Raw genomic sequence first — 24,750 nt, forward strand, 5'->3', positions numbered from 1 at the left:
CTCCTACCAAAATTTATTTAATACTTATTGCATCAAACCGGCAAGTCTCAAAGCAAATTCCGCACTTAATACATTTCACTTCAATAATTTGATGCGGCTGTTTTTTCTCTCCTATAATAGCTTCTGCCGCACATTTTTTAATACATAAACCGCAACCGCTGCAAAGTTCGGGGTCAATCTCATATGTTAATAGATCTTTACAAACTTTAGCTTTGCATCTCCTCTCGAAAAGATGTTCTTCATATTCTTCTCTGAAGTATCTTAAGCCCGATAAAACCGGATTGGGTGCGCTTTGACCAAGGCCACAAAGAGAAGTATCTTTAATTACATCTGCCAATCTTTGAAGATGTATTATACCCTTAAATCTTTGCAGCTGATCTGTCTTACTACCGTTATGAGCATAACTTACAGGGATTCGCTCTATTATTTCCAGCATCCTTTTTGTTCCTTCACGGCATGGAACACATTTACCACATGACTCTTCTTGAATAAAATTTAAAAAGAATTTAGCAATATCAACCATACATGAATCTTCATCCATAACAACGAATCCTCCCGATCCCATCATTGCTCCAACACTTTTCAAAGATTCATAATCAACTTTAGTGTCAAGGACGGAATCTGGCAAGCATCCGCCCGAAGGTCCTCCTATTTGTACAGCTTTAAATTTTTTTCCATTTGCAATTCCGCCGCCAATATCAAAGACTACTTTGCGTAAACTTATTCCCATCGGAACTTCAACTAGTCCGCTATAAGTAATATTTCCGCTCAGAGCAAAAACTTTAGTCCCTTTACTGGTTGCGGTACCAATAGATGAGAACCAGGAGGATCCCCGGTTAATTACTGTTGGTACATTTGCAAAAGTTTCTACATTATTGATGATAGTTGGGTTTTTCCATAATCCTTCGTCGGATGGATAAGGTGGGCGTGGTGAAGGCATACCGCGTTTTCCTTCTATCGAGGCGATTAGAGCAGTTTCTTCTCCGCAAACAAAAGCGCCTGCTCCTTTTTTTACTTTTAAGTCGAAGTCAAAGTCGCTATTTAAAATGTTTTCACCTAGTAATCCATACTCTCTGCATTTTATAATTGCATCATTAAGTCTCTGAATTGCTAAAGGATATTCGGCACGGCAGTAAATAAATCCCTTTGAAGCACCAATTGCGTAGGCACCTACAATCATTCCTTCAATAACTCTAAACGGATCACTTTCTAGAACGGACCGATCCATAAAAGCACCAGGATCACCTTCGTCAGCATTACAAATAATATATTTTTGCTCAGCATTTTTTTTGCCGGCTAATTCCCATTTTGTTCCGGTAGAAAATCCGCCGCCACCTCTTCCCCGTAATCCACTTTCTTTAACTTCATGAATAACTTCTTCAGGACTCATTAACCGTAAAACTTTATCCACAGCTTTGAATCCGCTAGCCGATATATATTCGTCTATCGAATTTGGATTAATTACCCCGCAATTTTCCAGTACAACTTTTTGCTGATGTTTGAAAAATGGCACTTCAGAAATTGAACAAATATTTTCATCATTCTTACCGAAAGAACCTAAAAGTTTTTTCTCAAATATTGATCCATTAACAATCGTAGTATTAATAAGTTGCGAAACATCTTTAGGTGTAATTTCGCAATAAGAAATTCTGTTTTTGCCGGGAAGTTTGATATCAACAATCGGTTCTTTAGCACAATATCCAATACATCCTGTTGGTATGACTACAGCTTCTAATTTTAGTGAAGCAAGTTCAGCCTCAATTGCAATCTTTACTTTATCGGCACCGGAAGCCAAGCCGCAAGTTCCCATACCAATAAATATTAGGGGAATATCGTGATTGATATATCTAAGAGATTTATTTAAATCTTCATATTTCTTTTTACAGCCATTATCTTGATGGCATAACGGTCCTTCAAGACAGCACGCAATAAATATATCACATGGATTTTCTGGCGAATGCCAGCATTGATCACAACATTTTTCAAGAAAATTTTTCATTCCGCATTTGCCAATTGTTCAATCTTATTTTTAGGTGTTTCTTCTTTCTTATATTTTGCCAAAATTTTTGAAATCTCTTTTATTGTTGCCCGACCATAATAATCTTTGTTTATATTTATTACGGGAGCTATGCTGCAAGCGCCAATACATGCAACTGTTTCAAGCGTAAAGTTTTTATTACGGGTTGTCTGTCCGGCTTTTATTCCAAGTTCGTTCTCTAATGCTGTTAAAAGATTTGCCGAATTTTTAACATGACACGCAGTTCCTCTACAAACACGTATAACATTCTTACCTAATGGTTTTAATCTGAATTGATTATAGAAAGTTGCAACGCCGTAAACTGAGCTAAAAGGAAGATTAATATATTCTGCAATTGCACGTAAATCGTCTTCAGGAAGATACCCGTATGCTTCCTGAACTTCTTGAAGAAGTGCTATTAAGTTGCTTCTATCATTGGGTGAATACTTTTCTAGGATTCCTTTTTTCATCACGATCTCAATTTGTTCGAAGATTTTTGTTTTAATTTGCATATAAGATGCCAATAGATGTGGTTTATGAACCTCTTATTTCACCGTTAAACAAAATAAAATTCGGCTAGAATTGACTGAATTTCCTAAGTGTGAGAATAATATTCTATAATTTCCTAAAACATCATAGTTCTAGGGGTAAATAGTGAAAGTTCGCGGTTGAGTGAAGGGACTATATATTTAATGGTGGAACTGCAATGATTTATGTCGAAAAAATAAATCGTGATCAACTTCTAATGAAAAGTATCGCACTAAAATTCAAATATAATTCTTTCTATTTTTTTTGATGTAACAGCTTATCTTTTCTAAGAACCTCTTTTTCCATCTGCATTTTATATAAAGTCATTTTTTTTGCAAGGGGTTTATTAGATACCGCAAGAATTTGCACTGCCAGCAATGCTGCATTTTTAGCACCGTCGATTGCTACAGTTGCTACCGGAACTCCAGAAGGCATTTGAACAATTGAAAGTAACGAGTCTAATCCATTGGTCGATTTTCCAAGAATCGGTATACCTATTACAGGTAAAATTGTATGAGCTGCGATAACACCTGGAAGGTGTGCAGCTCCGCCCGCACCTGCTATAAATACTTTTGCTCCATTCTTCTGAGCAGAGGTAATAAATTCAACGGTTTGTTTCGGAGTTCTATGTGCGGAAAGAATTCTTGTTTCAAAAGCCACTCCAAATTCATTAAGTGTTTCTTCTGCTTTCTGAATAACATTATAATCAGAATCACTCCCCATTAAAATTGCGACTTGAATATTTTTCATATTTTTCTCTTGAATTAACTGATTTCGATATTCAAAGATAATTGCTGCCAATGAATTTGCAAAATATGTTTAAATAAAAAGAGCGGAACTAGAAACTCTAGATTCCGCTCTTTAATGAGATTATTTTTAATTACTTTCTTGTAATCGATCCAACTCCGGATACATTAGTTTTTGTTTTTTCCGGGTTACCGTAATAATCTATCGACCCAACTCCCGATACCGATGCATCTAAGTATTTTGTCGCATATACATTGGCACTAGCGGCACCGCTTACCGAAATAAAAGTTTCTTTTGATTTCAACTCTCTGGCATCAATATTACCTGCGCCGGAAAGTTCAGCACGAAGTCTTTCTACCTCACCAAGTAAATGAATATTACCGGCTCCGCTAAGCTCCACATTAAATTCTGTTTCCTTAATTCCTTCAACTTCAATATCATTCGCGCCGGAAACTTGTATATCAGTTAAATTTGGAGTTGTGATCTCAATTAAGATTTCTTTGCGTGGGGAAATATTTTTACGTGTATCGATAATAAGTCTATTCCCTCTCACGGTTGTCCGGATATAACCCAATAAATTTTCTTCGGCAGTAATTCTTAAAGAAGCTGCAGAACCAACTTTTACATGTATCGAGAAGGCACCGCCAGCTTCAATTTTATGGAATTCTGTTACCTTACGAGCTTCATCTCTAATCCTTCCATTTCCACGCACTCCCCAAAAACCACAGCCGCTAATAATAAATGCTAAAAATAAAACTGCAGAAATTAATTTCATTTTCATAAAGACCTCATAACTTTGATCATTAGACGTGTTTTCCTACAATTTGTTCATCTAAAAATAATAAAAATTACACATCCCGGATATTTCAGTTAATCTACTTAAGTTATTATATTAACTTTATAAAATTACGAGATGCAATTATTATTCAATTCGGGGTTCAGATTGTTTGATGAAGAACTAAATACTCTACAAGCAGAAGCTTACGATCACTTATGGAATGGCAGATTTCGTTTAGCATTAAATGCTGCTGAAAAGGTCTACCAGTCGCGTCCCGATGATAGTGAAGCTGCGATCTGTTACGCATGGGCACTATTGGAAAATGGAAATCCTATAAAAGCAATGGATTATGCGAATCTATCTGTTGAATTAAAGGGAGATTCAATCAAAGCTCGTGTTTATCGGTCTTATCTGCTTTACCGGATGAGCATCTTTGAAGGTGCAATTGCGGACACAGATCAATCAATTGATAAACAAAAAGAAATTCTTGCATGGACCTATTTAAATCGATCTAAATCGTATGCCGGACTTCAAAAATTTGAAGATGCAAATGCCGCACTTGAACTAGCTCTCATAATAGATAACGGTAAAAATCCTTCTTGGAAAGAAATGCGTGATTGGCTTGATCAAGCAAATCAAATCCGGACAGGTAAGATGTTGATCAACTCGAAGAATATTAATACAATATTGGAAAGTGCCGGGCAAGCAATTAAAGCCAAAGAATTTTGGTTCTCTCTTTATTGTGCTAGAAAAATTTTAGAGAAAAATAAAAACGACGAAGCGGAATTGATGGAATTAGAATCGATGCTTCATCTTTTCCAACTTAAACCTGCATTGAAGAAAGCAGATTCATTAGCAAATAAGTATAAAAAGAATGAAAGATTTACTAGCATTCATAATGCATTAAAAAAATTTTCTCAGCTGGAGCAGGAATCCGATGTAAAGACAGAACCGCAGAAAAGAATTTCACATGAACGAATGATCCGGGAACGATCACAATCTACTACTTCATTTGCAGAAAATGATTATAAGACTGAATCATATCATTACCCGAACGATTTCGTTGATATTTATTCTTTAAAATTATTTGACGCGGTAGAAGAATCTAAATCCGGTTCCCGTATTTATTGCAAAAGTTTTGCTAACTCAACACGAATAATTGCCGCAGAAATTATTTTTAATAATCTTTATTATAAAAAAGAAGATAAAATCTTTAGCTGTTCTCTGGTTTGGTATCATAATGATTTTGAGATTGGTAGAAATAATTTTCAGATGAGTGTACTCAAAGCTTGGGACTCCGTTATATTCGTTCAATCTCTAAGTTCTGAACAATCTGAAGATTGGCAGTCCGGACAAGCACGCATTGAATTTTATGTTAACAATTTCAAAACCGGGGAAAAATTTTTCGGGATAGGAAATAAAAATGTACGGGAAACTGACGAGAGATTCGACATTCCGGAAAAAAGAACATTTGATAAACAATTTGAGCAGAAGAAAATTGAGAGACCGTCAACTAATAACAAATCCCAACATACAACAAAATCGTTAGCGGAACTTCTTGAAGAGCTAGATCACTTTACCGGATTGGTTAGTATAAAAGAATCTGTTAAGAGTTTTGTCTCCTATCTTGAATTTCTGAAAGAGAGGAAACGACTCGGATTGAAAGCCGAAGAAAAAATTGCAATCAATGCGGTATTCCTAGGTAATCCCGGAACCGGAAAGACAACAGTTGCTCGAATGCTCGGAGATATTTTTTACGCAATGGGAATTCTTCCGAATGGTCATGTCGTTGAAGTTGACCGCTCTGCACTTGTAGGACAATTCATTGGAGAAACTGCTCAGAAGACAGAAAAACTAATTAATGATGCAATAGGCGGGGTCTTATTCATTGATGAAGCTTACACTTTGATTAAAAAAGGCGGTAGTCAAGATTTTGGTCAAGAAGCAATTGATATTCTTTTGAAACGAATGGAAGACCGCAAAGGAGAATTCGTTGTAATTGTCGCCGGCTACCCCGAAGAGATGGAATCGTTTTTAAATTCCAATCCAGGACTTAGATCCAGGTTCAGCCAAACATTTGTTTTTGATGATTATTCTCCGGACGAAATGATTCTTATTTTTAATCAGCTTTTGAAGAAAGAAGATTATGCAATTACTGAGGACGCGCAAGAATTATTGAAAAAAGAATTTATCTCGCTTTTCAAAAGCAGAGATAAATCGTTCGGCAACGCACGTCTTGTAAAAAGACTTTTTGATGAATCGAAAAGAAATCTTAGCAAAGTATGTTTGATGATACCGGAAGAGGAAAGAACGAAAGAGCTAATAACAACTTTCAATGATGAAGTAATAAAGGCTACCCTTTCCAAAAGATCTACCAAAACAATTATTTTCCCTATTAACGAAGAATCCTTGAATGAAGCATTAAAGGAATTAGAAGACCTTGTCGGTTTAAATTTAGTCAAAAAAGAAATTGCGGATATGGTGAAACTTGCACGTTATTTTAATGAGCAGGGAGAAGATATTAGAAAAGTATTCAGCGAACATATTCTGTTTCTTGGCAATCCCGGAACAGGTAAGACTACTGTTGCGCGTATTTTTGGAAAAATCTATTCGGCACTTGGAATTTTATCAAAGGGGCACCTTGTTGAAACAGACCGGCAAGGTTTGGTTGCCGGTTACGTGGGGCAAACTGCAGAAAAAACTACTAGTCTAATCGATAAATCTCTCGGTGGAATGCTGTTTATTGATGAAGCTTACGCGTTGTTAAAGCCAAGTGATTCCGGTAGTGATTTTGGGAAAGAAGCTATAGATATTTTACTAAAGAGAATGGAAGATGACCGCGGTAAATTTGTTGTAGTAGCCGCAGGATATACCGACGAAATGTTGAATTTTGTATCAGGTAATCCCGGTATACAATCGCGGTTCAGTAAATCATTCACCTTTGAAGACTACTCCCCTACTGAACTAATGGAAATTGTGAACAGAACATTAATTAGAGAGAAAAAAAATATATCAAAAGAAGCTGAAGAAAAATTGCAGAAACATTTTGATGAATTGTATAAGAACCGAGATAAAAAATTTGGTAATGCGCGTATTGTTAGAAATATTCTTGAATCCGTAAAACAAAAAATGCTGCTCAGACTTTCCGACATTCCGACAGAAGAACGAAGTGAAGAGAAAGTTAACACAATAGAACTTAGCGATATAAACGAAGTTCTAAACCGTGATGTGGAGGCAAAACATTTTGATGTTCAAGGTGACCCGCTCAAACTTCAAGAATATATTGATGAGCTTAACCAATTAATTGGACTCGATAACGTAAAACGTGATATCTACAAATTGATCAGTTTTGCAAAAATATCACAGTTGAAAAAAGAACGTGGTCTGCAATCGGTTGACCGCAATTTGCATTCTGTTTTTATTGGCAATTCCGGTACAGGGAAAAAATTAGTGGCAAAACTGATGAGCAAAATATTTAAAGAACTTGGTATACTGCATAAGGATCACATTGTTGAAGTTGACCGTGCCGATCTTGTTGCCGGTTATCAAGGTCAAACGGCTGTAAAAACCGATAAAATAATCCAACAAGCACTCGATGGTACACTCATTATTAAGGATGCTCATAATTTATTCTCCGATGAGAATAATTACGGTCAGGAAGCAATAGAAATGATATTGAAACGGATGCACGATTTTAAAGGAAGATTTTTTGTTATACTTACAAGTCAAAGCGAAAAGATGAAATCCGTTCTTAAATCAAATCCTGGTTTGTCGGCTTATTTTCCTAATGTTTTTAATTTCGATGATTATTCTCCAATGCAGCTACTTTGCATAGCCGCCGATATTGCAGAGAAAAATGGGTACGCTCTTGATGAAGGTGCTTTGCAAGAATTGCTTGACCGATTCGAGCAACTCGTCGAAAAACACGAAAAGAATTTTGATAACGGAAACCTGGCAAAAAACATTTTATACTCGGCAATTACAAATCAAGAAGAAAGAATATTTAACATCTTCGAACAAGATGATGTTGATTTGAAAACCATTACACTTGAAGACGTTCAAAAAATCAAGATCTAACTCACCCACATTTTACTAAGGCTCTATGTTAGAATTACTGAATCTTGAAAAAATATTCGGCAGTTTTACTGCAGTTAATCGAATTAATTTGAAGATCAATAAAGGAGAACTTTTTGGTTTCCTTGGTCCTAACGGTGCCGGGAAAACTACTACGATTAAGATGATTGCAGGATTACTTTCACCTTCACATGGAAATATATTTTTGGACGGCATTGATGTCTGGGTTAAACCGATCGAGTCTAAGATGAAAATCGGCTATATACCGGATCAGCCGTTTCTTTACGATAAATTAACCGGGAAAGAATTTCTTTATTTCAGCGGTGGACTTTATAACCTGACAAAGGATAAGATAAAAAATAAGATTACTGAATTATCCGAGCAGTTAAAAATTGGAAGCTGGATTGATAAACGATCTGAGGAATATTCACAAGGAATGAGACAGAGGATTGTAATTGCATCCGCATTTCTTCACGATCCCGAATTACTTATAGTTGATGAACCGATGATAGGCCTTGATCCACAGAGCGCTTTCGATGTGAAAAAAATGCTTGCAGAAAAATCTAAGAACGGAACGACGATATTCATGTCGACTCATAGCTTAAATGTTGTAGAAGAAATTTGCACGCATGTTGGAATTATTAACAACGGGAATATAATTTTTAACAGCAGCATCGAAGTTCTACACGATCTAAAACGTGAAAACAATCACAATCTTGAAGAACTTTTCATTCAACTTACAAATGAAGAGTAATGAAGCAAATTCTTCACATACTGAAATTCAAATTAATTGCTTTTCTAAGACTCGATACGAAAGCTACATTCAACAGCATTGTTAAAAGTTTCGGCAGCAGCTTAATCTACATCGCATTCGCGGTCGGTGGTTTTTTATTTGTCCAAAGATTATTCCATTTTCTCCTGGTTGATATAAAAGTCGGCTTGTTTTTATTGCATGAATTCATCTCTATGATTCTATTTATATTTTTTATTTCGGTTAATGTTGGAAATATTATAGTGTCATACTCAACACTTTACAAATCGAGTGAAATATCTTTCTTGATTACAAAGCCAATTGCACCCGCAAAAATATTCACTATTAAATTCTTAGATAACTTTTTCTACAGTTCATCAACGCTAATTATGTTGCTGATCTCACTTCTTGCCGGTTATGTAGTCTATTTTAAGCTTAGCATATGGGCATTTCTTCTTCTTGTTTTTAATTTCATCCCGTTAATGTTCAGCGCCGCATCGCTCGGTATTATAATTCTTTTAATAGTGATAAGATTAGCCAGTCGGTTTGGGATTAAAAAAGTGATTTATACTTTGATCTTTTCTTATTTCCTTATCATCACTTTTTACTTCAATCTTAATTCTCCAAAAACTTTAGTAGCGTCAGTAATGAAATATTATCCGTTTCTCACAAAGGACATTTATCTTGGAAATTTGGTCTCACCATTAATTAAAATGTTTCCGAATAATTGGTTTGCACAATCAGCTTTCTGGCTATTAAACAATGACCTATTATTATCAATGGGATATCTAATATTACAAATTGCATTTTCTTTACTACTCTTTTCAATCGCGATTTATCTTGGCCACAGATGGTATTTCAAGACATGGCTCCTTAATCTAAAAATGGTTTCGGATTTTACCTACAATCAGAAAAAGGGCAGAATATTTTTTAATTTGGAAAATAATTCATTTTTGAAACCACAGTCAGAATCAATAATTAAACGCGACCTCATAATGTTCATCAGAGAACCAAGCCAGTACATTCATTTTTTAGTTCTCCTTTTTTTAATCGCTGTTTTCATTTTTAGTGTTGCCGGAGTAAAATTTGTAGGATTAGGTAATTATAATTTACAGACAATGATTTATTTATCCCTATTCATGTTTAATCTTCTTTTCATTTCCACTCTCTCACTCCGTTTTATTTTCCCTTTAATTAGTCTGGAAGGGCAAGCTTTTTGGAAATTGAAATCATCGCCTGTTCAGAATAAAATATTTCTTAAAAGTAAAATCACGATTTTCAGCTCACTCATTTTATTAATTTCTTTGAGCTTGAGCTTCTTTTCAAATTACAAATTTGGGATTGTGCTGACGGTATTTTCTTCATTTATAACCTTAATAGCTGCAATGGCTATAATCTCAATCAATTTTGGAATGGGAGGTATATACTCAAACTTCAGAGAAAAGAACGCAATTAGACTGTCATCATCTCAAGGCGCTTCTCTTTCTTTTTTATTCAATATTCTATATATGTTTTTTCTTGTGGTACTACTTTACAAACCATTGAGCGGATTATTTTTATCAATAATGCTAAATCAAAGATTTATTGTGAATAGTTTATTCTGGCCTGCAATTCTAATTGGACTTCTATCAATAATTATAGCCCTAACATTTTTTAAGATTGCTCTCAGTTCCATAAAAAGAGATTTTTAACGACTTTATTATTTGGTTGATAGAGACGTATAATATTTCCTTCTAACTCTGCCTGCTAATTTGACAATAAATTTTCTTGTAACAATTCTCGGAATGAATGAAAGCAATTTATTAAATGAACCGTCTACAACACTGATCTTTCTACCTAGACTTATCATAGCGGTATTAATGACTTCTTCCACAGTTCTTGGTGACGGACCGGAAGTAGTATTTGCCTTCATTTGAAATTCGGTATCGGTTCCGCCAGGGTTGAGAGCTAGAACATCAATATTATAATCTCGTAACTCATACCAGAGTCCTTCACTCATAAATAGATTAAACACTTTTGTTGCGGAATAAGTTGTAGTTAATGGTGTGGGCTGGTAGGCTACAAGACTTCCGAGAAAAATGATAGCACCTTTTTTTCTTATTTTCATTTGCTGAATAAAATGATGGCTCAGTATTGTCGGTGCGATACAATTCACACGAATCATGTTTGTCTGTTGTTCAATTTCTGAATCAGCAAATTCTCCGGCAGATCCAAATCCGGCATTGTTAATTAGCATTCCAATTTCTCTATCATCAACTGCTTCTTCTATATCTTTCATAAAATTATCTTTGGATAGATCAACCGGAGCTACAACAATATCAACATTGTACTTTTTCTTCAGCTCTTCAGAAAGTTTAATAAGACGATCATTTCTTCGAGCAACTAATATCAAATTCATATTCTCGGACGCAAGACGTCTTGCAAAACCCTCTCCTATTCCGCTTGACGCGCCGGTTATCAATGCCCAACTGCCGTATTTTTCTTTCAATGTCATTTTATTATTCCTCTTTATCTGTGTTTATCCGTTTGATCCGCGTCATCTGTGTTCTATTTGATTAAATATGATTGATAAATTACTAAATCATTACCATATTGAAACAGATATTCTTAAGGGGTTTTATGAAAAAGATCTTCATTAAAAAATATTTTTTTATTCCTTCTTTTCAAATTAGCTTTTTCCTTCTGCTTTTCTTTTCATCATATTTAGATGCACAAATTAAAATTGTCTCTACTTCCGATGCTCCTGCTGCTATTGGTCCTTACTCCCAAGCTGTAGTGTCTGGTAATCTTGTTTTCTGTTCCGGACAAATTGCGCTGCATCCAGTCACAATGCAAATTGTCGGTGACGATATTGAATCGCAAACACGACAGGTATTTAGTAATATTAAAGCCGTGTTGAAAGCAGAGAATTTAACCCTGGCTAACGTTGTCAAGTGCACGGTATTTATGAAAAATTTGGATGACTTTGCAAAAATGAACTCGGTTTATGCCGAGGAGTTTGGTACTAATAAACCTGCACGGTCAACAATTCAAGCAGCACGAATACCAAAAGACGTTTTAATTGAAATTGAGTGTATAGCTGTAAAATAGCTGTTAGTTATCGGTTGTTAGTGATCGGTATTGTTATTCTAAATTATGCATATAATTAATTTATTTTGTACGGTTGTAAGTAATAAAGAATTCGAAAAAGGCAGTTTCTTTCATGGAAATAGAAATTTCAAAAAACTATAATGCACGTAGACTTCAACAATGGCTCGATTACGAACTATCTTCATTAGCATTGATGCTGCTAAGTTGGTTTTGGAACTTTGCTATATTTCTGATGATTATTGCAGCGTTCTTGTTTACACCGTTTATGATAAAAATTCTTTTTGAGGAGAGAAGATTCGGCTGGATAATATTTTTCCTACTGATTGTGGTTATTCCGGTGTGCGGAGTCTTCCTTTTAGGAAGCGATTCCACTTACGCATCTATTATCAGATTGATACCGCTAGCACTATTTTATTTTTATTGTTTTGTTTTAAGATTAGCAGTCAAAGACTGGTAAAAAAATTTTAAGAAAGTAGAGTTTATCAATCATTTAGTCTACAATCAAAAAGATGGAACCTATATTTTTTGCTGATCAATCTGAATTAAGGAAATGGTTTGAAAAGAATCACTTAAAAGAAAAAGAACTTTTACTTGGTTACTTTAAAAAAAGTTCAGGCCGACAAAGTGTGACATGGCCGGAGTCTGTGGATCAAGCCTTATGTTTCGGCTGGATTGACGGAATTCGAAAATCAATTGATGATCTCAGCTATACTATTAGGTTTACTCCAAGGAATCCTAAAAGTATTTGGAGTGCTATAAATATCAAGAAAGTTGAAAATCTTACTAGTCTTGGATTAATGAAACCTGCCGGAATTGCCGCATTCAACAAACTTGATCTTACCAAATCAAAAATTTATTCATTCGAACAGAATAATGTAAAACTTACTAAGGCATATGAAAATATTTTCAAGCAAAATAATAAAGCTTGGATTTTTTTTTCAGAACAAGTACCATCATATCGAAGGCCGGCAATTCATTGGGTTAACAGTGCAAAACTGGAAGAAACGCGTTTACGAAGATTGAATATTTTAATAACCGACTCATTCAATAAACAAAAGATTGCGCCGCTAAGATGGAATATTAAAAATTATACTACAAAGTGAGTGCACAGATAAAAGTGAGTTTTAAAAGTAAATATTTCTTTTTCATTGATGAGTATAGATTTTAATGGCGGGATTTAATGTATCAAGTCTAAAACAGGAAGAAATCTTTTAGATCATTTCACTTAACAATTCAGGTCGCGGCTGAGCAATTACAATCTTATTCACAAGCAATCCTTTATCGGCAATTACTTTAGCACCGGATTCAACTGCGCTAGTAACAGCGGCAACTTCTCCGGTTAGTGTACAGAATGCTTTCCCGCCAAGAGCCATTGCTAATCGAATCTCAATAATGCGTACATTGGCGGCTTTAATTGCTGCATCGGCACCTTCTATTAGTGACGCCACGGAGAAGGATTCGATAATTCCCAATGCTTCAAGAAGTGTAACATCTGAGTGACCTGACAAAGCCGGAAAAATATCGGGATGAACATTTGGGATTACAAAAGTATCAATAACAGCAAAATCAATTTGATTAACCGCAGCATCAACCGATGATTGAACAGCAGCGACATCTCCGCCGATAAGAACAATATATTTTCCCGAACAAATTGTACGGGAGAGAATTAATTCAACTTGAGATGTCTTCAACATAATATCAGCCGCCTGCATACCGGCCGCAATGCTTGTCATTTCGATTAAGCCTAGAGAATTCATTTCCATTATTGATACCTTTCAATTAATCATTGCGTAATTAGTTATAACACAACGCGAACAATTTTATTTTGAAATTTTGATATACTCATCAGAAATATGCGTCACTCTACCACTAATTGAAGAATGAATTTTTGCTCCAAGTTTTCCTTCTTCAATATCAGCAATCAATGTTCCTTCAAGTACATTGTCACCGAGTCTAACAATTGGTTTCGCCGCAATTCCGATATGCTGTTTCAACACAATTATAACTTGTGAAACATCCGGCGATTTATTTACAAATGGTGTATGCGCATCATATTTTAAAACATCAATTCGTTTCATCAATTGTTTTAGTGGAACGCGTCTCCCTTCTTTAATTGGATGTACTTTTACCGGTTTTTGTTGTTCGTATCTGGTTCCCAATTTTTTATTTTCAACTTTTCCTTGATCGCATGCTTCGCGAGGATATAAATCTTCCGGACACGCGTATAAAGAACACAAGCCGCAAGAACAACAGAGATCGGCATATTGATTCCACACGGCGCTTCCAGTTGTAGAGAATCCGAGCGACCGCATAACTTTATGAGGCTGAACATCATAACCTAAAAGGTAACGAGGACAAAACTCGGTACAATAACTGCATTGGTCGCATGCGGATTTGCCAATTCTATTTTTATCTTGAATTGGTCTCTTAGTTCTGTTTACAAGATAATGATCGAAAGGAAGAACAATAATTCCGGCAGTAGTTTTAGTTACAACTTCATCAAGATCAAAAGTAAGTTTCCCCATTAAAATACCGCTGACAAAAACTCCAAAATCGGAAACAGTGGCTCCGCCTGCATGAGCAATTAACTCTTTCAAACTTGTGCCGATAGGAACGAAAAACGATGACGGATTTTTGACACAGCCGGCAATACAAACAAATTTCTGTGTAACCGGTTTGTCTTCAACGGCTCTACAGATATTATAAAATGTTTCAACGTTGTTTACAACACAGCCGACATCAAGAGGTAAACCGTATGGGGGAATTAATCTTTTTGTTGCGGCATAAACTAGTTCGTATTCATCGCCGCTGGGATAGAAATCACCGAGCTGACAAGTTTCAATTTTACCGTTAGAATAATTTCTTTCGATCGCTTCAATTGCATCGGCATTTTTTGCTTTTATACCAAAGTAAGATTTTTTTGCAGAAGTTTGTTTGGTCATTAACTCTACGCCTTTAACAATCTCCGGAGCAAAATTTTTCATTAACTCAAAATCTTTATGAATGAGTGGTTCGCATTCGGCGCCGTTGACAAGAACAAATTCAACTTTCGATTTTGCTTTTACATGAGTCGGAAATCCAGCGCCTCCGGCTCCAACAACACCTGCATCAAATATTTTTTGAACAAGATCCATATTATCGGTTTCGTTTTATAACAACAATTGTTTTGTCGTCTTGATATTGACTTTCATTTGTACTGAATTTAATTACGTCTTCAAGAATTGATGCTGCAATTTCTTTGGGCGACAAATTAACACTATCCAATATAATATGCCCCAATTTTTCTTCACCGTAAAATTCAAATTTATCGTTCGCCGCCTCAACTAATCCGTCAGAATAGATCACCAAAACATCACCCTTGTGAAAGTTGATACTATCGGTTTCGAATTTTGCATTCGGGGATGGTCCTAACAACGGTCCGGTTGAATCGAGTAAAATAATATCGTTAAATTTCTTTCTAAAAAACATTGGCGGGTTTTGCCCGGCATTAGCGTAAAGGAATAATCCCTTTTTATCATTGGAGAGTTCTCCATAAAACAACGAAGCAAACTTATCATCGCTGAATATTTTGTTCACAAGTTGATTCATGCGCGACATCATCAAGGAAATTTTAACTTGAAAAGTGCTTGCCATCCTCATAGCACCGGAAATGTACATAGCTTCCGCAGCTGCTCCTAATCCTTTTGAAGCGGCGTCTCCCATTAAAATACCGAGACGCTCTTCCCCTTCACCGACTTTCAGGTAATCATAAAAATCTCCGCCGACAGTCTGTGCTGGGAGAGTAACTCCAAAAATTTCGTACGCATTAAAACTGTATTGATGTTCGGGCAGAATACTTTTTTGAATCTCTCGAGCTTTGTCAATATCCGCAATTAGATTTCTTCTCGATTGGTGAAGGTATCTTTCGTTCAATTTAGAAGTTAGAACAGTAGCAACAATATTAAGTGTATCACGCAGATCATCGCCTATCATATCGCTGTTCACAGCAATTAGATATTCATAATATTTTTTATCGCCGACTTTTATTTTTCTTCCTACTCCACTTGCAGAGTAGTTAACAATTCCCTTCTTGATAAGTGTTTTATCAGTTTCTGTCGCAAGAATGGTTCTTTCAAAAGCTATTCTTTCAAAAAAAGGATAATTTTTAATATCAAGTGCGTATCCGTCGGCAATTTTGGAAACTTTACCGCTTTGGAATGATAGATTATAAGTTTTTTTCTTTGGATTAAATTTCCAGATCCGTCCGCCGGTTAATTTAATCTCTTCATTATTTATGATTTGTTTTACAATATCGGCTAGCAATTCTTCATCTGACTCAAATTTTTTTGATGCTACTGTTTCAATTGTTCTGTAAAGTTTTTTCTGATCCATTAAGCAGTTTATTCCGAATAATAGTTTATGATATTTTGTAACACATTTTTACAAACTTTATTAAACTCGTTCGATGTGAATGAATTCATGATACTGTTGAATGTAGGACGGTAAACACCTTTTGCAACATATCCGCCTCCTTCAAAAACACCAATTTTATCTTTGTATTTATCTTCGGGAGGTGTAGGAATCGGAGTTCCGGGTTCAACTAAATTTTTCCATTTGCTATCAAAATTAACCATTGTTGTTAGGTTCGGCTCCCAAGGTTCAACATCCGTGGGATACATATCTTGATATGTATTATCGTTCCCATATTCATCTGCGAGACCGGCTAGACCGTGTGCAAATTCATGAACAAAAACTTGCTTAGCCGCTTTATTATCAACGCAAGTCATTGAGTAGAAATTATAAATAGCGCCGCCGCCGTATATAGAAGTGTTTACCATAATGAATATTTGATCATACGGAGCGTTTGCGGCAACATCTCGGACTGTTTGATAATCTGTAGTCATTAAATAGCGTTCGCTGTCAAAAGTATAGAAACGGGAATTGATTAATGTCTGCTTCCAAATATTTTTTGCCGGAATATCGGTTCCGGATTCGTTAGACGGTGCTTCAATTCCCCAGATATTTATTTTGTTTCTATTCTCTTTGTAAGGAGAATATTCAAACAAATAACCGGCGAATCTATCACAATCCTTATGAAATTTATCCATCTCATCTTTAGTATATCCTTCCGGAACAAATACAATATCTAACTTAGATGAAGGATCACCAGAATAATGAACTTTGAAATTTTCATAAGGCTTAATTCGTTCTGCGATTATGAAATAATTTTTAGGATCTACAGAGTACTCAAATTTTTTCTCGAAATTATTTTTTCGATCTCTTCTGAATATTTCGACTCGAATATTTGACTTCGGAAACGGCATAATGAGTGATCCGGAGAAGGAACGTATGGTATTCTTTGATTCTTCTGTTGTCTGCCATTCCTGGTATAGTGTTGAGAAGCCCCTCGAAAAGATTAATTTTTTTGAAGTAGCATCAAATACTTTTAAAAAATAATTGCCATAACCAAATGGATCAATCAAATTATTTTTTGGACCGCTCCATTCCCCTTCTTTAACCAACTTATCAAATGAAATTGTTTCTGTTGTTTTATCTCCCGTATGGAAAAAATCAAGTCGGAGTGTTTGATTAACAAAATAATCATCAAATTTAATCTGGGCATTTGTAATTATCACAAAACAGAGTAAAAGAGCAAATACTTTTCGCATTTATTAATTCCTTAAGATGTTACGGTTGAACTTTTCTTGAACCCGGTTTGATTGCGGGGATATTTTGCTTGCACAACGGACATTCATCCGGGTTATAAGAGATTACCTCTAATTGTAGAGTACTAAACTGCGGTACACCAAACTGAACTTTATTATTGCTTCTATCAACAATATAACCTACACCGGCAACAGTTCCGCCATTGTTTCTTACTATTTCCATTACTTCAAATACTGAACCGCCGGTAGTTACAACATCCTCACAAACTAAATATTTTTTTCCTTCTTCAATATTAAAGCCGCGGCGGAGTTTTAAAATCTTTTCTTCTCTCTCAGCGAAAATCGATTTTTTACTCAGAAGTCGTGCAACTTCCTGACCTACAATAATTCCACCGATTGCCGGTGAAATTACGGTATCGATTTCAGTCCCCCTGAAATGATCTGCAATCATACCGCAAATAATTTCATTGTAGTTAGGATGCTGGAGTACTAGAGCACATTGAAAATATTGATTACTATGACGCCCCGACGTTAATAAAAAATGCCCATTTAAAAGGGCATTCGTATTCTGAAAAATTTCTAAAATATTTTGATTTGTCATTGTCTAATTGTGTCAATTATTTGAGCGAGGTTGAAATCATTTTCTGTTATTCCACCTTCACTATGAGTTGAAATTGTGATTTTTAATTTATTCCATGAATGAAGGAGCAAATCCGGATGATGATCCATTTTCTCTGCTTCAAAGCCGACTTTCACTAAAAAAGCAACGGCATCTGAGAAACTCTTCAGCTTAAACTCCTTTACAAACGAGTCATCCAGATAAAACCAGCCGTTTAATAAAGCCAATTTTTCAGTTATCTCATCAGTGCTAAGTAATTTCATTTACGTACCTTTCAAGGTTTACTCAACAGTTTCTTTCTCTTGATTATCTTGTTCCTCAGGTTCCGCTGTCTTACCGGCTACAAAATAAAGTTCTTCAGTATTTTTTTTATGCTTAACGACTATTTTATCACCTTCTTTGAAGTGACTTAGTAAAAGTTCTTCAGCTAACGGATCTTCAACATATTTTTGAATTGCCCTTTTTAATGGTCTTGCTCCGAATTTTGGGTCAAATCCTTTATCTGCTAAAAATTCATTTGCAGATTTGTGAAGCTCGATACTCATCTTGTTATCGCTGATATTCTTAATCAAGTCTTTCATCTCAATTGAAATGATCTGCTTGATATCTTCCTTATCCAGGCTTCTGAAAACTATAGTTTCATCGAGACGGTTAACAAATTCCGGGTTAAAGAGTTTTTTCATTGCATCTTCAACGGTATTTTTAAGATGAGAATACTGATCAGCTTCCGTTTCGCCGCCAAATCCAAATCCGCCAGTAGTTCGAATATCTCTTGTCCCAACATTCGAAGTCATTATAATAATTGTGTTCTTGAAATCCACTTTACGACCGAGACTATCTGTAAGAGTTCCGTCATCGAGAACTTGAAGGAGAATATTAAATACATCAGGATGAGCTTTTTCAATTTCATCAAAAAGAACAACAGAATAAGGTTTTCTTCTAACACGTTCTGTCAATTGTCCGCCTTCATCATAACCGACATAACCTGGAGGAGCACCAACTAGTCGGGATACAGCAAATTTTTCCATGTACTCACTCATATCAATTCTAATAAGTGCATCCTCAGAGTCAAATAAATAACGAGCAAGTTCTTTGGCTAATTCTGTTTTACCAACGCCCGTTGGTCCAAGAAAAATAAATGTACCAATCGGTTTTGACGGTCTTTTTAATCCGGCACGCGTTCTTCTAATTGCTTTTGTTAGTCTCAAAACGGCTTCATCTTGCCCAACTATTCTTCCCTTGAGAGCAGTCTCCATCTTCATTAATTTATCAGATTCAGCCTGAACAACCCTTGTAACAGGAATGCCGGTCATCATAGAAACAACCGTAGCCATGTCATCTTCACTTACATCGTAAATGATATCTTTTGTTTTAGCATCCCATTCACGTTTAGCAATTTCCAGATCGGATTGAAGTGTTCTCTCTTTGTCACGCAACCTAGCTGCTTCTTCATAATCCTGTTGTTTTACAACTTGAATCTTTAGTTGCTTAATTTTCTCAACTTCTTCTTCCAATCTCAATACTTCTTCTGAAACTGTGAAATTTCCCATATGAACACGCGATCCGGCTTCATCAAGAACATCGATGGCTTTATCCGGTAAATGACGGTCAGTTATATATCTCTCACTTAAACGGACAGCAATTTCGATAGCTTGTTTTGAATAACGAACGTGATGATGTTCCTCATATTTAAACTTGATATGCTCAAGAATTTGAATTGTCTGGTCAACAGAAGGCGGTTCAACCATAACCTTTTGGAAACGGCGATCAAGAGCACCATCGGTTTCAATATATTTACGGTACTCATCTAGTGTAGTAGCTCCGATGCATTGTATATCGCCGCGTGCAAGAGCTGGTTTGAACATATTAGAAGCATCTAAAGACCCGGAAGCGCCACCGGCACCAACTATTGTATGTAGTTCATCAATGAATAAAATAACATCATCCGCCTTCTCAAGTTCGGTCATTAGAGCTTTCATTCGTTCTTCAAATTGTCCACGGTATTTTGTTCCGGCTACCAAACCAGCTAGATCAAGTGTAACAACTCTCTTCTCCTGTAAAATCCGGGGAACTTTCTTCTGAATTATTCTAAGAGCTAATCCTTCCGCAATTGCGGTCTTACCAACACCGGGTTCGCCAATCAACACCGGATTGTTTTTCTTTCTACGGCTTAAGACCTGCGCGACACGTTCAATTTCTTTTTCTCGTCCAATAACCGGATCAAGTTTATCATCAATCGCTAATTTTGTGAGATCGCGACCAAAGTTATCGAGTACAGGAGTTTTTGTTTTGTCCTGCTTCTTTCCAGTTGCAAATTGAGGGGGTGTAGCAGCTTTTGATGGATCTTTACTGCTGAGAATGTTATTTAATTCTGCACGTGAGTTATCATACGTTAAATTAAATTGATGCAAAATCTGTGTTGCGATATTGTCTTCATCACGCAATAACGAGAGAAGTATATGTTCTGTTCCAATTACATCCGATTTATAAATCTTAGACTCAATTTGAGTGATCTTCAAAACTTTTTCGGCTTGTTTTGTCAACGGAATGTTTCCGATTGTCAAAGTTCCGCCTGAAGTTCTGACTGTATCTTCAATTGCCTTTTTTAACTTTACTAAGTCAACGTCAAGATTACGTAGAATGCGTACGGCAACACCCTGTCCTTCTCTTATAATCCCAAGCAATAAGTGCTCGGTTCCAATATAATCATGCCCAAGTCTTAAGGCTTCTTCGCGACTTAATCTGATTACTTCCTGCACCCGTTCCGAAAAATTTCCTTCCATATCATTTCCTTTATTATTCTTTATGTGTAAACAGCACACTTATTCAAATGGTTTCCAATGCAAATATATAGATTGATTTTACTCATATCAAGGAACATCGGCATTGATGAATAAAGACGTTTGTTAAATTCAGAAATTGTAATAATGAAATTGAATTGATATCTTGTATTTGGTTAATAAAGGAGAAATAATGGAAGCTTTGACCGGTTTATCGGTAATGATAATAGTAGTATCTATAATTGTCCTCATGATGATCTTATATTTCGTCCCGATCGGACTTTGGATTACTGCTTATTTTTCAGGTGTAAAAGTTAAAATTTTCAAAGATTTGATTGGAATGCGTTTAAGAAAAGTTTCACCTCAAGTAATTGTCCGCAATTTGATTGCCGGTACAAAAGCTGGTATTCCGTTAAATTCCTCGTTATTGGAAGCACATTTTCTAGCCGGCGGAAACGTAACAAAAGTAGTAAACGCTTTAATCTCTGCTAATAAAGCTAATCTTGATCTCGGATTTTCAAAAGCCGCAGCAATTGATCTTGCCGGGCGTGATGTACTTGAAGCCGTGAAGATGTCAGTTAATCCGAAGGTTATTGAAACTCCGCTTGTTTCCGGTGTTGCAAAAGATGGAATTCAATTGAAGGCAATGGCAAGAGTTACTGTTAGAACAAATCTGGAAAGATTAGTCGGCGGCGCCGGCGAAGCAACAATTTTAGCACGTGTTGGAGAAGGTATTGTTTCTACAATTGGATCGAGTATTTCTCATAAAGAAGTTCTCGAAAATCCGGATAAAATTTCAAAAGTCGTGCTATCGAAAGGATTAGATGCCGGTACAGCCTATGAAATTCTTTCAATTGATATTGCTGATGTTGATGTCGGATCAAACATCGGTGCAATTCTTCAGACAAATCAAGCGGAGGCTGATCTTAAGGTTGCTAGAGCAAAGGCAGAAGAGCGACGCGCCGCAGCAGTTGCTTTAGAACAAGAAATGAGCGCTGAAGTTGCACGTATGCGTGCTAAAGTTGTTGAAGCCGAATCTGAAATTCCGAGAGCAATTGCGGATGCGTTTCATAAAGGAAATCTCGGTGTTATGGATTATTATAATCTTAGAAATATTCAGTCGGATACGGAAATGAGAAACTCAATTGCTAAACCGGATGACAAGAAGAACAAAGATACAAATGGATAATATATTTCAACTGTTAATATTTCTTTTTGTCATTTATACAATATTTAATACAATAGCTGGTAAAAAGAAACCGCAGAATACGGGCAAAAAAATTCCTCAAGAGAATCCGGGAGAAGAAGAAACTGAAACTTCTCCCAATTCTCAATATTCACCTACCGATGTCTTACAAGATTTGTTCGGAATGAAAATTCCAAAAACCGGTAGTGAGTATGAAACATATTCTTCAAATAAATATCCGTCCAATTATGAGACCGGTGGTGAAGATACTCTCAATCAGATTGAGCCGGAGCGAGTAAAATTACCGGATATTGATTACGATAAACTGCCTTCTCTTGAAACTCAGCAAAAAAATATTTCTGTCCCGGAAGAAGAAATTCATAAAGCTTATGAAGTTGGATTCAGTTTTAATTCCCGGACAACCGATTTAAAACAAAAAATTAAAAGCGCAAAAACACTTCAAGAATTATATCTGATATCAGAAATTCTTAATAAGCCAAAAGCCCATCGTAGATAATGGCGAGAAAATACATCCTCAGAAGAACTGCTTTAGTAGAAGAGCACAAACCGATTGTTGATGAATCCCGCTTTCAGATTAATTATCGTGAAGAACTTAACCCGGCACAATACGAAGCTGTAAGCGCAGTTGAAGGAAGTTATCTAATCATTGCCGGTGCAGGAAGTGGAAAAACAAGAACATTAGTTTACCGAGTTGCCCGATTAACCGAATTAGGTTATGACCCATCTTCAATATTACTTCTTACATTTACAAGAAAAGCTGCCAAAGAGATGATGGATAGGGCGGCAATTCTTCTTGATAACCGATGTTCTAAAATTAACGGCGGTACGTTTCATTCATTCGCAAATATTGTATTGCGTAAATACGCTAAAGCTGTAAATCTTGAGAATGGTTTTACCATCCTTGATCAGACCGACAGTGAAGATGTAATTAATTTAATCCGCGGGCAGTTGAATCTATCGCAGCATAAAAAGCGATTTCCCAATAAAGCAACAATTTTCAAGGTTCTCAGTTTCAGTGCCAACACCGAACGAAAGGTTGAAGATATTTTAGAAGAAGAATATCCTCACTTTGCAGAATACACGGAGAAAATTTTAGAGATTCAGAAAATTTATACCTCTTACAAAAGAAAAAACAATTTACTCGATTATGATGATCTGCTGATATTCCTACGGGATTTTTTGTTAGGGCAGGGTCCGGCTGCAAAATCGTTTTTGTCAACAATCAAGTTTGTTATGGTTGATGAATACCAGGATACGAATAAACTTCAAGCGGAGATAATACAAGGACTTTCGCAGATCAATCAAAATGTGATGGTTGTTGGTGATGATTCTCAGTCGATCTACTCATTCCGCGGCGCGAATTTTAAGAACATTATGGAGTTTCCAAAACTTTTCAGAAATGTAAAAATTATAACGCTTGAAGAAAATTACCGCAGTACTCAGGAGATTCTGAATTTCTCCAATCATATAATTGAATTCGCAGTAGAAAAATATCCGAAACATCTATACACAAGGAAAACAGGCGGTGAGCTACCTGGTATTATCTCTGCGGCAAATGAAAATATGCAGTCTCGTTTTATTGTAGAAAGAATTTTAGAATTGCGGGAAGAAGGTGTTCCGTTAAAAGATATTTCAATTCTCTTCCGTTCATCTTTCCATTCTTTTAATCTTGAGATTGAATTAAATAAAGCTAATGTGCCGTATGTAAAATTCGGCGGAATGAAATTTATTGAAACGGCACATGTAAAAGATGTATTGGCATTTCTTCGGATCTCAGCCAATCCGGTTGATTTTGTTAGCTGGTACCGTGTTCTCTTACTACACGAAGGAATCGGTCCAAAAAAGGCCCAGATGATTATGGATGAAATTGCAGCCAATAATCTTACGATTGATAAAATACCTGAAACGGCGGTAAGTAAAAATTATAACGACAGAATATTTAATTTGTTCAATCTTCTTCATCAAATGCATGTTAAAAACCAGTCGCCGGCGGAAAAAACCGAACTTGCATTTAATTATTACGAACCGTTATTTAAAGAAAAATATGACGATTGGAATAAAAGGAAAAAGGATTTGGAAATTTTCATGAATCTTGCGGAAAATTATAGAAGTCTGGATAGTTTTCTTTCCGATATGGCGCTTGAACCACCGCACGACAGTGTTACAGATATCGAAGCAGAAGATAAAGATAAGGAGCGTTTAACTCTTTCTACTATTCATTCTGCAAAGGGACTTGAATGGCACACGGTTTTTATTCTTCATGCAATAGAGGGCTTCTTCCCTTCATCGCAATCAGTTGATAAAGTAGAGTCGCTTGAAGAAGAAAGGCGTTTAATGTATGTAGCTTCAACAAGAGCAAAACAAAATTTATATGTTTGTTACCCGATGCAGATATTTGACCGTCATCAAGGGATTACGTTTGCAAAGCCGTCACGTTTTATTGATGGAATTGCCGACGAGATGGCGGAACAGTGGCTTCTGGAAGAATAACCGATTAATTATTAACTAACTGTA

General features: G+C 36.0%; 21 protein-coding genes and 1 pseudogene. 9 read left to right on the top strand and 13 right to left on the bottom strand.

Annotation, left to right across the window (positions count from 1 at the left end):
* Positions 1-13 precede the first annotated feature (13 nt).
* From NTX65_01420 to NTX65_01440, 5 genes and pseudogenes are all read right to left on the bottom strand, one after another.
* The gene (locus NTX65_01420) at positions 14-1,810 is read right to left on the bottom strand and encodes a 4Fe-4S binding protein (protein MCX6167971.1); all 1,797 of its coding nucleotides are present in this window, start codon (positions 1,808-1,810) and stop codon (positions 14-16) included.
* 108 nt (positions 1,811-1,918) lie between these two features.
* A pseudogene (locus NTX65_01425) lies at positions 1,919-1,999 on the bottom strand (hypothetical protein).
* Positions 1,996-2,487, bottom strand: coding sequence for an NADH-quinone oxidoreductase subunit NuoE (nuoE, locus tag NTX65_01430; GenBank protein ID MCX6167972.1), 492 nt, complete (start codon positions 2,485-2,487; stop codon positions 1,996-1,998). The pseudogene NTX65_01425 and the gene nuoE overlap by 4 nt, the downstream one beginning before the upstream one ends.
* A 313-nt stretch (positions 2,488-2,800) precedes the next feature.
* Positions 2,801-3,346 carry a 5-(carboxyamino)imidazole ribonucleotide mutase gene (purE, locus tag NTX65_01435; GenBank protein MCX6167973.1) on the bottom strand — a complete coding sequence of 182 codons (546 nt, stop codon included), beginning with the start codon at positions 3,344-3,346 and terminating at the stop codon, positions 2,801-2,803.
* A gap of 79 nt (positions 3,347-3,425) precedes the next feature.
* Positions 3,426-4,073 carry a DUF2807 domain-containing protein gene (locus NTX65_01440; GenBank protein ID MCX6167974.1) on the bottom strand — a complete coding sequence of 216 codons (648 nt, stop codon included), beginning with the start codon at positions 4,071-4,073 and terminating at the stop codon, positions 3,426-3,428.
* Positions 4,074-4,235: 162 nt separating this feature from the next.
* Here NTX65_01440 and NTX65_01445 point away from each other — a divergent pair, with 162 nt between their 5' ends.
* The 3 genes from NTX65_01445 to NTX65_01455 are packed head-to-tail and all read left to right on the top strand — an operon-like array spanning position 4,236 to position 10,586.
* On the top strand, positions 4,236-8,147 hold the full coding sequence (locus NTX65_01445; GenBank protein ID MCX6167975.1) for an AAA family ATPase: 3,912 nt from the start codon (positions 4,236-4,238) through the stop codon (positions 8,145-8,147).
* 25 nt (positions 8,148-8,172) lie between these two features.
* Complete coding sequence (locus NTX65_01450; GenBank protein ID MCX6167976.1) at positions 8,173-8,898, top strand: ABC transporter ATP-binding protein; 726 nt, start codon at positions 8,173-8,175, stop codon at positions 8,896-8,898.
* Positions 8,898-10,586 carry a hypothetical protein gene (locus NTX65_01455; GenBank protein ID MCX6167977.1) on the top strand — a complete coding sequence of 563 codons (1,689 nt, stop codon included), beginning with the start codon at positions 8,898-8,900 and terminating at the stop codon, positions 10,584-10,586. The genes NTX65_01450 and NTX65_01455 overlap by 1 nt, the downstream gene beginning before the upstream one ends.
* Before the next feature lie 8 nt (positions 10,587-10,594).
* On the opposite strand, the gene NTX65_01460 is transcribed toward NTX65_01455, so the two are convergent.
* The gene (locus NTX65_01460; GenBank protein ID MCX6167978.1) at positions 10,595-11,389 is read right to left on the bottom strand and encodes an SDR family oxidoreductase; all 795 of its coding nucleotides are present in this window, start codon (positions 11,387-11,389) and stop codon (positions 10,595-10,597) included.
* 125 nt (positions 11,390-11,514) lie between these two features.
* On the opposite strand from NTX65_01460, the gene NTX65_01465 reads away from it, so the two are divergent.
* The 3 genes from NTX65_01465 (at position 11,515) to NTX65_01475 (ending at position 13,088) form a co-directional block, all read left to right on the top strand.
* A complete protein-coding gene (locus NTX65_01465) occupies positions 11,515-11,985 on the top strand; it encodes a RidA family protein (protein ID MCX6167979.1) in 471 nt (156 codons plus the stop codon).
* 112 nt (positions 11,986-12,097) lie between these two features.
* Positions 12,098-12,442 (top strand): hypothetical protein, encoded by a 345-nt coding sequence (locus NTX65_01470; protein MCX6167980.1) that lies wholly within the window; start codon positions 12,098-12,100, stop codon positions 12,440-12,442.
* Positions 12,443-12,494: 52 nt separating this feature from the next.
* Positions 12,495-13,088, top strand: a complete 594-nt coding sequence (locus NTX65_01475) for a YdeI/OmpD-associated family protein (protein MCX6167981.1) — start codon at positions 12,495-12,497, stop codon at positions 13,086-13,088.
* A 108-nt stretch (positions 13,089-13,196) separates the two neighbouring features.
* On the opposite strand, the gene NTX65_01480 is transcribed toward NTX65_01475, so the two are convergent.
* The 7 genes from NTX65_01480 to NTX65_01510 are packed head-to-tail and all read right to left on the bottom strand — an operon-like array spanning position 13,197 to position 21,032.
* Entirely contained in the window at positions 13,197-13,748 is a 552-nt protein-coding gene (locus tag NTX65_01480; GenBank protein ID MCX6167982.1) for a BMC domain-containing protein, read from the bottom strand.
* 57 nt (positions 13,749-13,805) lie between these two features.
* On the bottom strand, positions 13,806-15,119 hold the full coding sequence (locus NTX65_01485; protein MCX6167983.1) for a 4Fe-4S dicluster domain-containing protein: 1,314 nt from the start codon (positions 15,117-15,119) through the stop codon (positions 13,806-13,808).
* 1 nt (position 15,120) lies between these two features.
* On the bottom strand, positions 15,121-16,356 hold the full coding sequence (locus NTX65_01490) for a PP2C family protein-serine/threonine phosphatase (GenBank protein ID MCX6167984.1): 1,236 nt from the start codon (positions 16,354-16,356) through the stop codon (positions 15,121-15,123).
* A gap of 8 nt (positions 16,357-16,364) precedes the next feature.
* Complete coding sequence (locus tag NTX65_01495; protein MCX6167985.1) at positions 16,365-17,633, bottom strand: M64 family metallo-endopeptidase; 1,269 nt, start codon at positions 17,631-17,633, stop codon at positions 16,365-16,367.
* Between the two features lie 19 nt (positions 17,634-17,652).
* Positions 17,653-18,231, bottom strand: a complete 579-nt coding sequence (gene pyrE / locus NTX65_01500) for an orotate phosphoribosyltransferase (GenBank protein MCX6167986.1) — start codon at positions 18,229-18,231, stop codon at positions 17,653-17,655.
* The gene (locus NTX65_01505; protein ID MCX6167987.1) at positions 18,228-18,512 is read right to left on the bottom strand and encodes a 4a-hydroxytetrahydrobiopterin dehydratase; all 285 of its coding nucleotides are present in this window, start codon (positions 18,510-18,512) and stop codon (positions 18,228-18,230) included. Before NTX65_01505 ends, pyrE begins: the two co-directional genes overlap by 4 nt.
* Before the next feature lie 18 nt (positions 18,513-18,530).
* Complete coding sequence (locus NTX65_01510; protein MCX6167988.1) at positions 18,531-21,032, bottom strand: ATP-dependent Clp protease ATP-binding subunit; 2,502 nt, start codon at positions 21,030-21,032, stop codon at positions 18,531-18,533.
* 190 nt (positions 21,033-21,222) lie between these two features.
* On the opposite strand from NTX65_01510, the gene floA reads away from it, so the two are divergent.
* From floA to NTX65_01525, 3 genes are read left to right on the top strand one after another with little or no spacing between them, the layout of a single operon-like run.
* Positions 21,223-22,218 (top strand): flotillin-like protein FloA, encoded by a 996-nt coding sequence (gene floA / locus NTX65_01515; protein MCX6167989.1) that lies wholly within the window; start codon positions 21,223-21,225, stop codon positions 22,216-22,218.
* Positions 22,211-22,732: a hypothetical protein gene (locus tag NTX65_01520; protein ID MCX6167990.1), complete on the top strand. Its 522-nt coding sequence runs from the start codon at positions 22,211-22,213 to the stop codon at positions 22,730-22,732. The genes floA and NTX65_01520 overlap by 8 nt, the downstream gene beginning before the upstream one ends.
* On the top strand, positions 22,732-24,726 hold the full coding sequence (locus NTX65_01525) for an ATP-dependent helicase (GenBank protein ID MCX6167991.1): 1,995 nt from the start codon (positions 22,732-22,734) through the stop codon (positions 24,724-24,726). Before NTX65_01520 ends, NTX65_01525 begins: the two co-directional genes overlap by 1 nt.
* Positions 24,727-24,750: the final 24 nt, after the last annotated feature.

It is taken from the genome of Ignavibacteriales bacterium, from assembly GCA_026390795.1.
Classification (GTDB): Bacteria; Bacteroidota; Ignavibacteria; order Ignavibacteriales; family Melioribacteraceae; genus Fen-1258.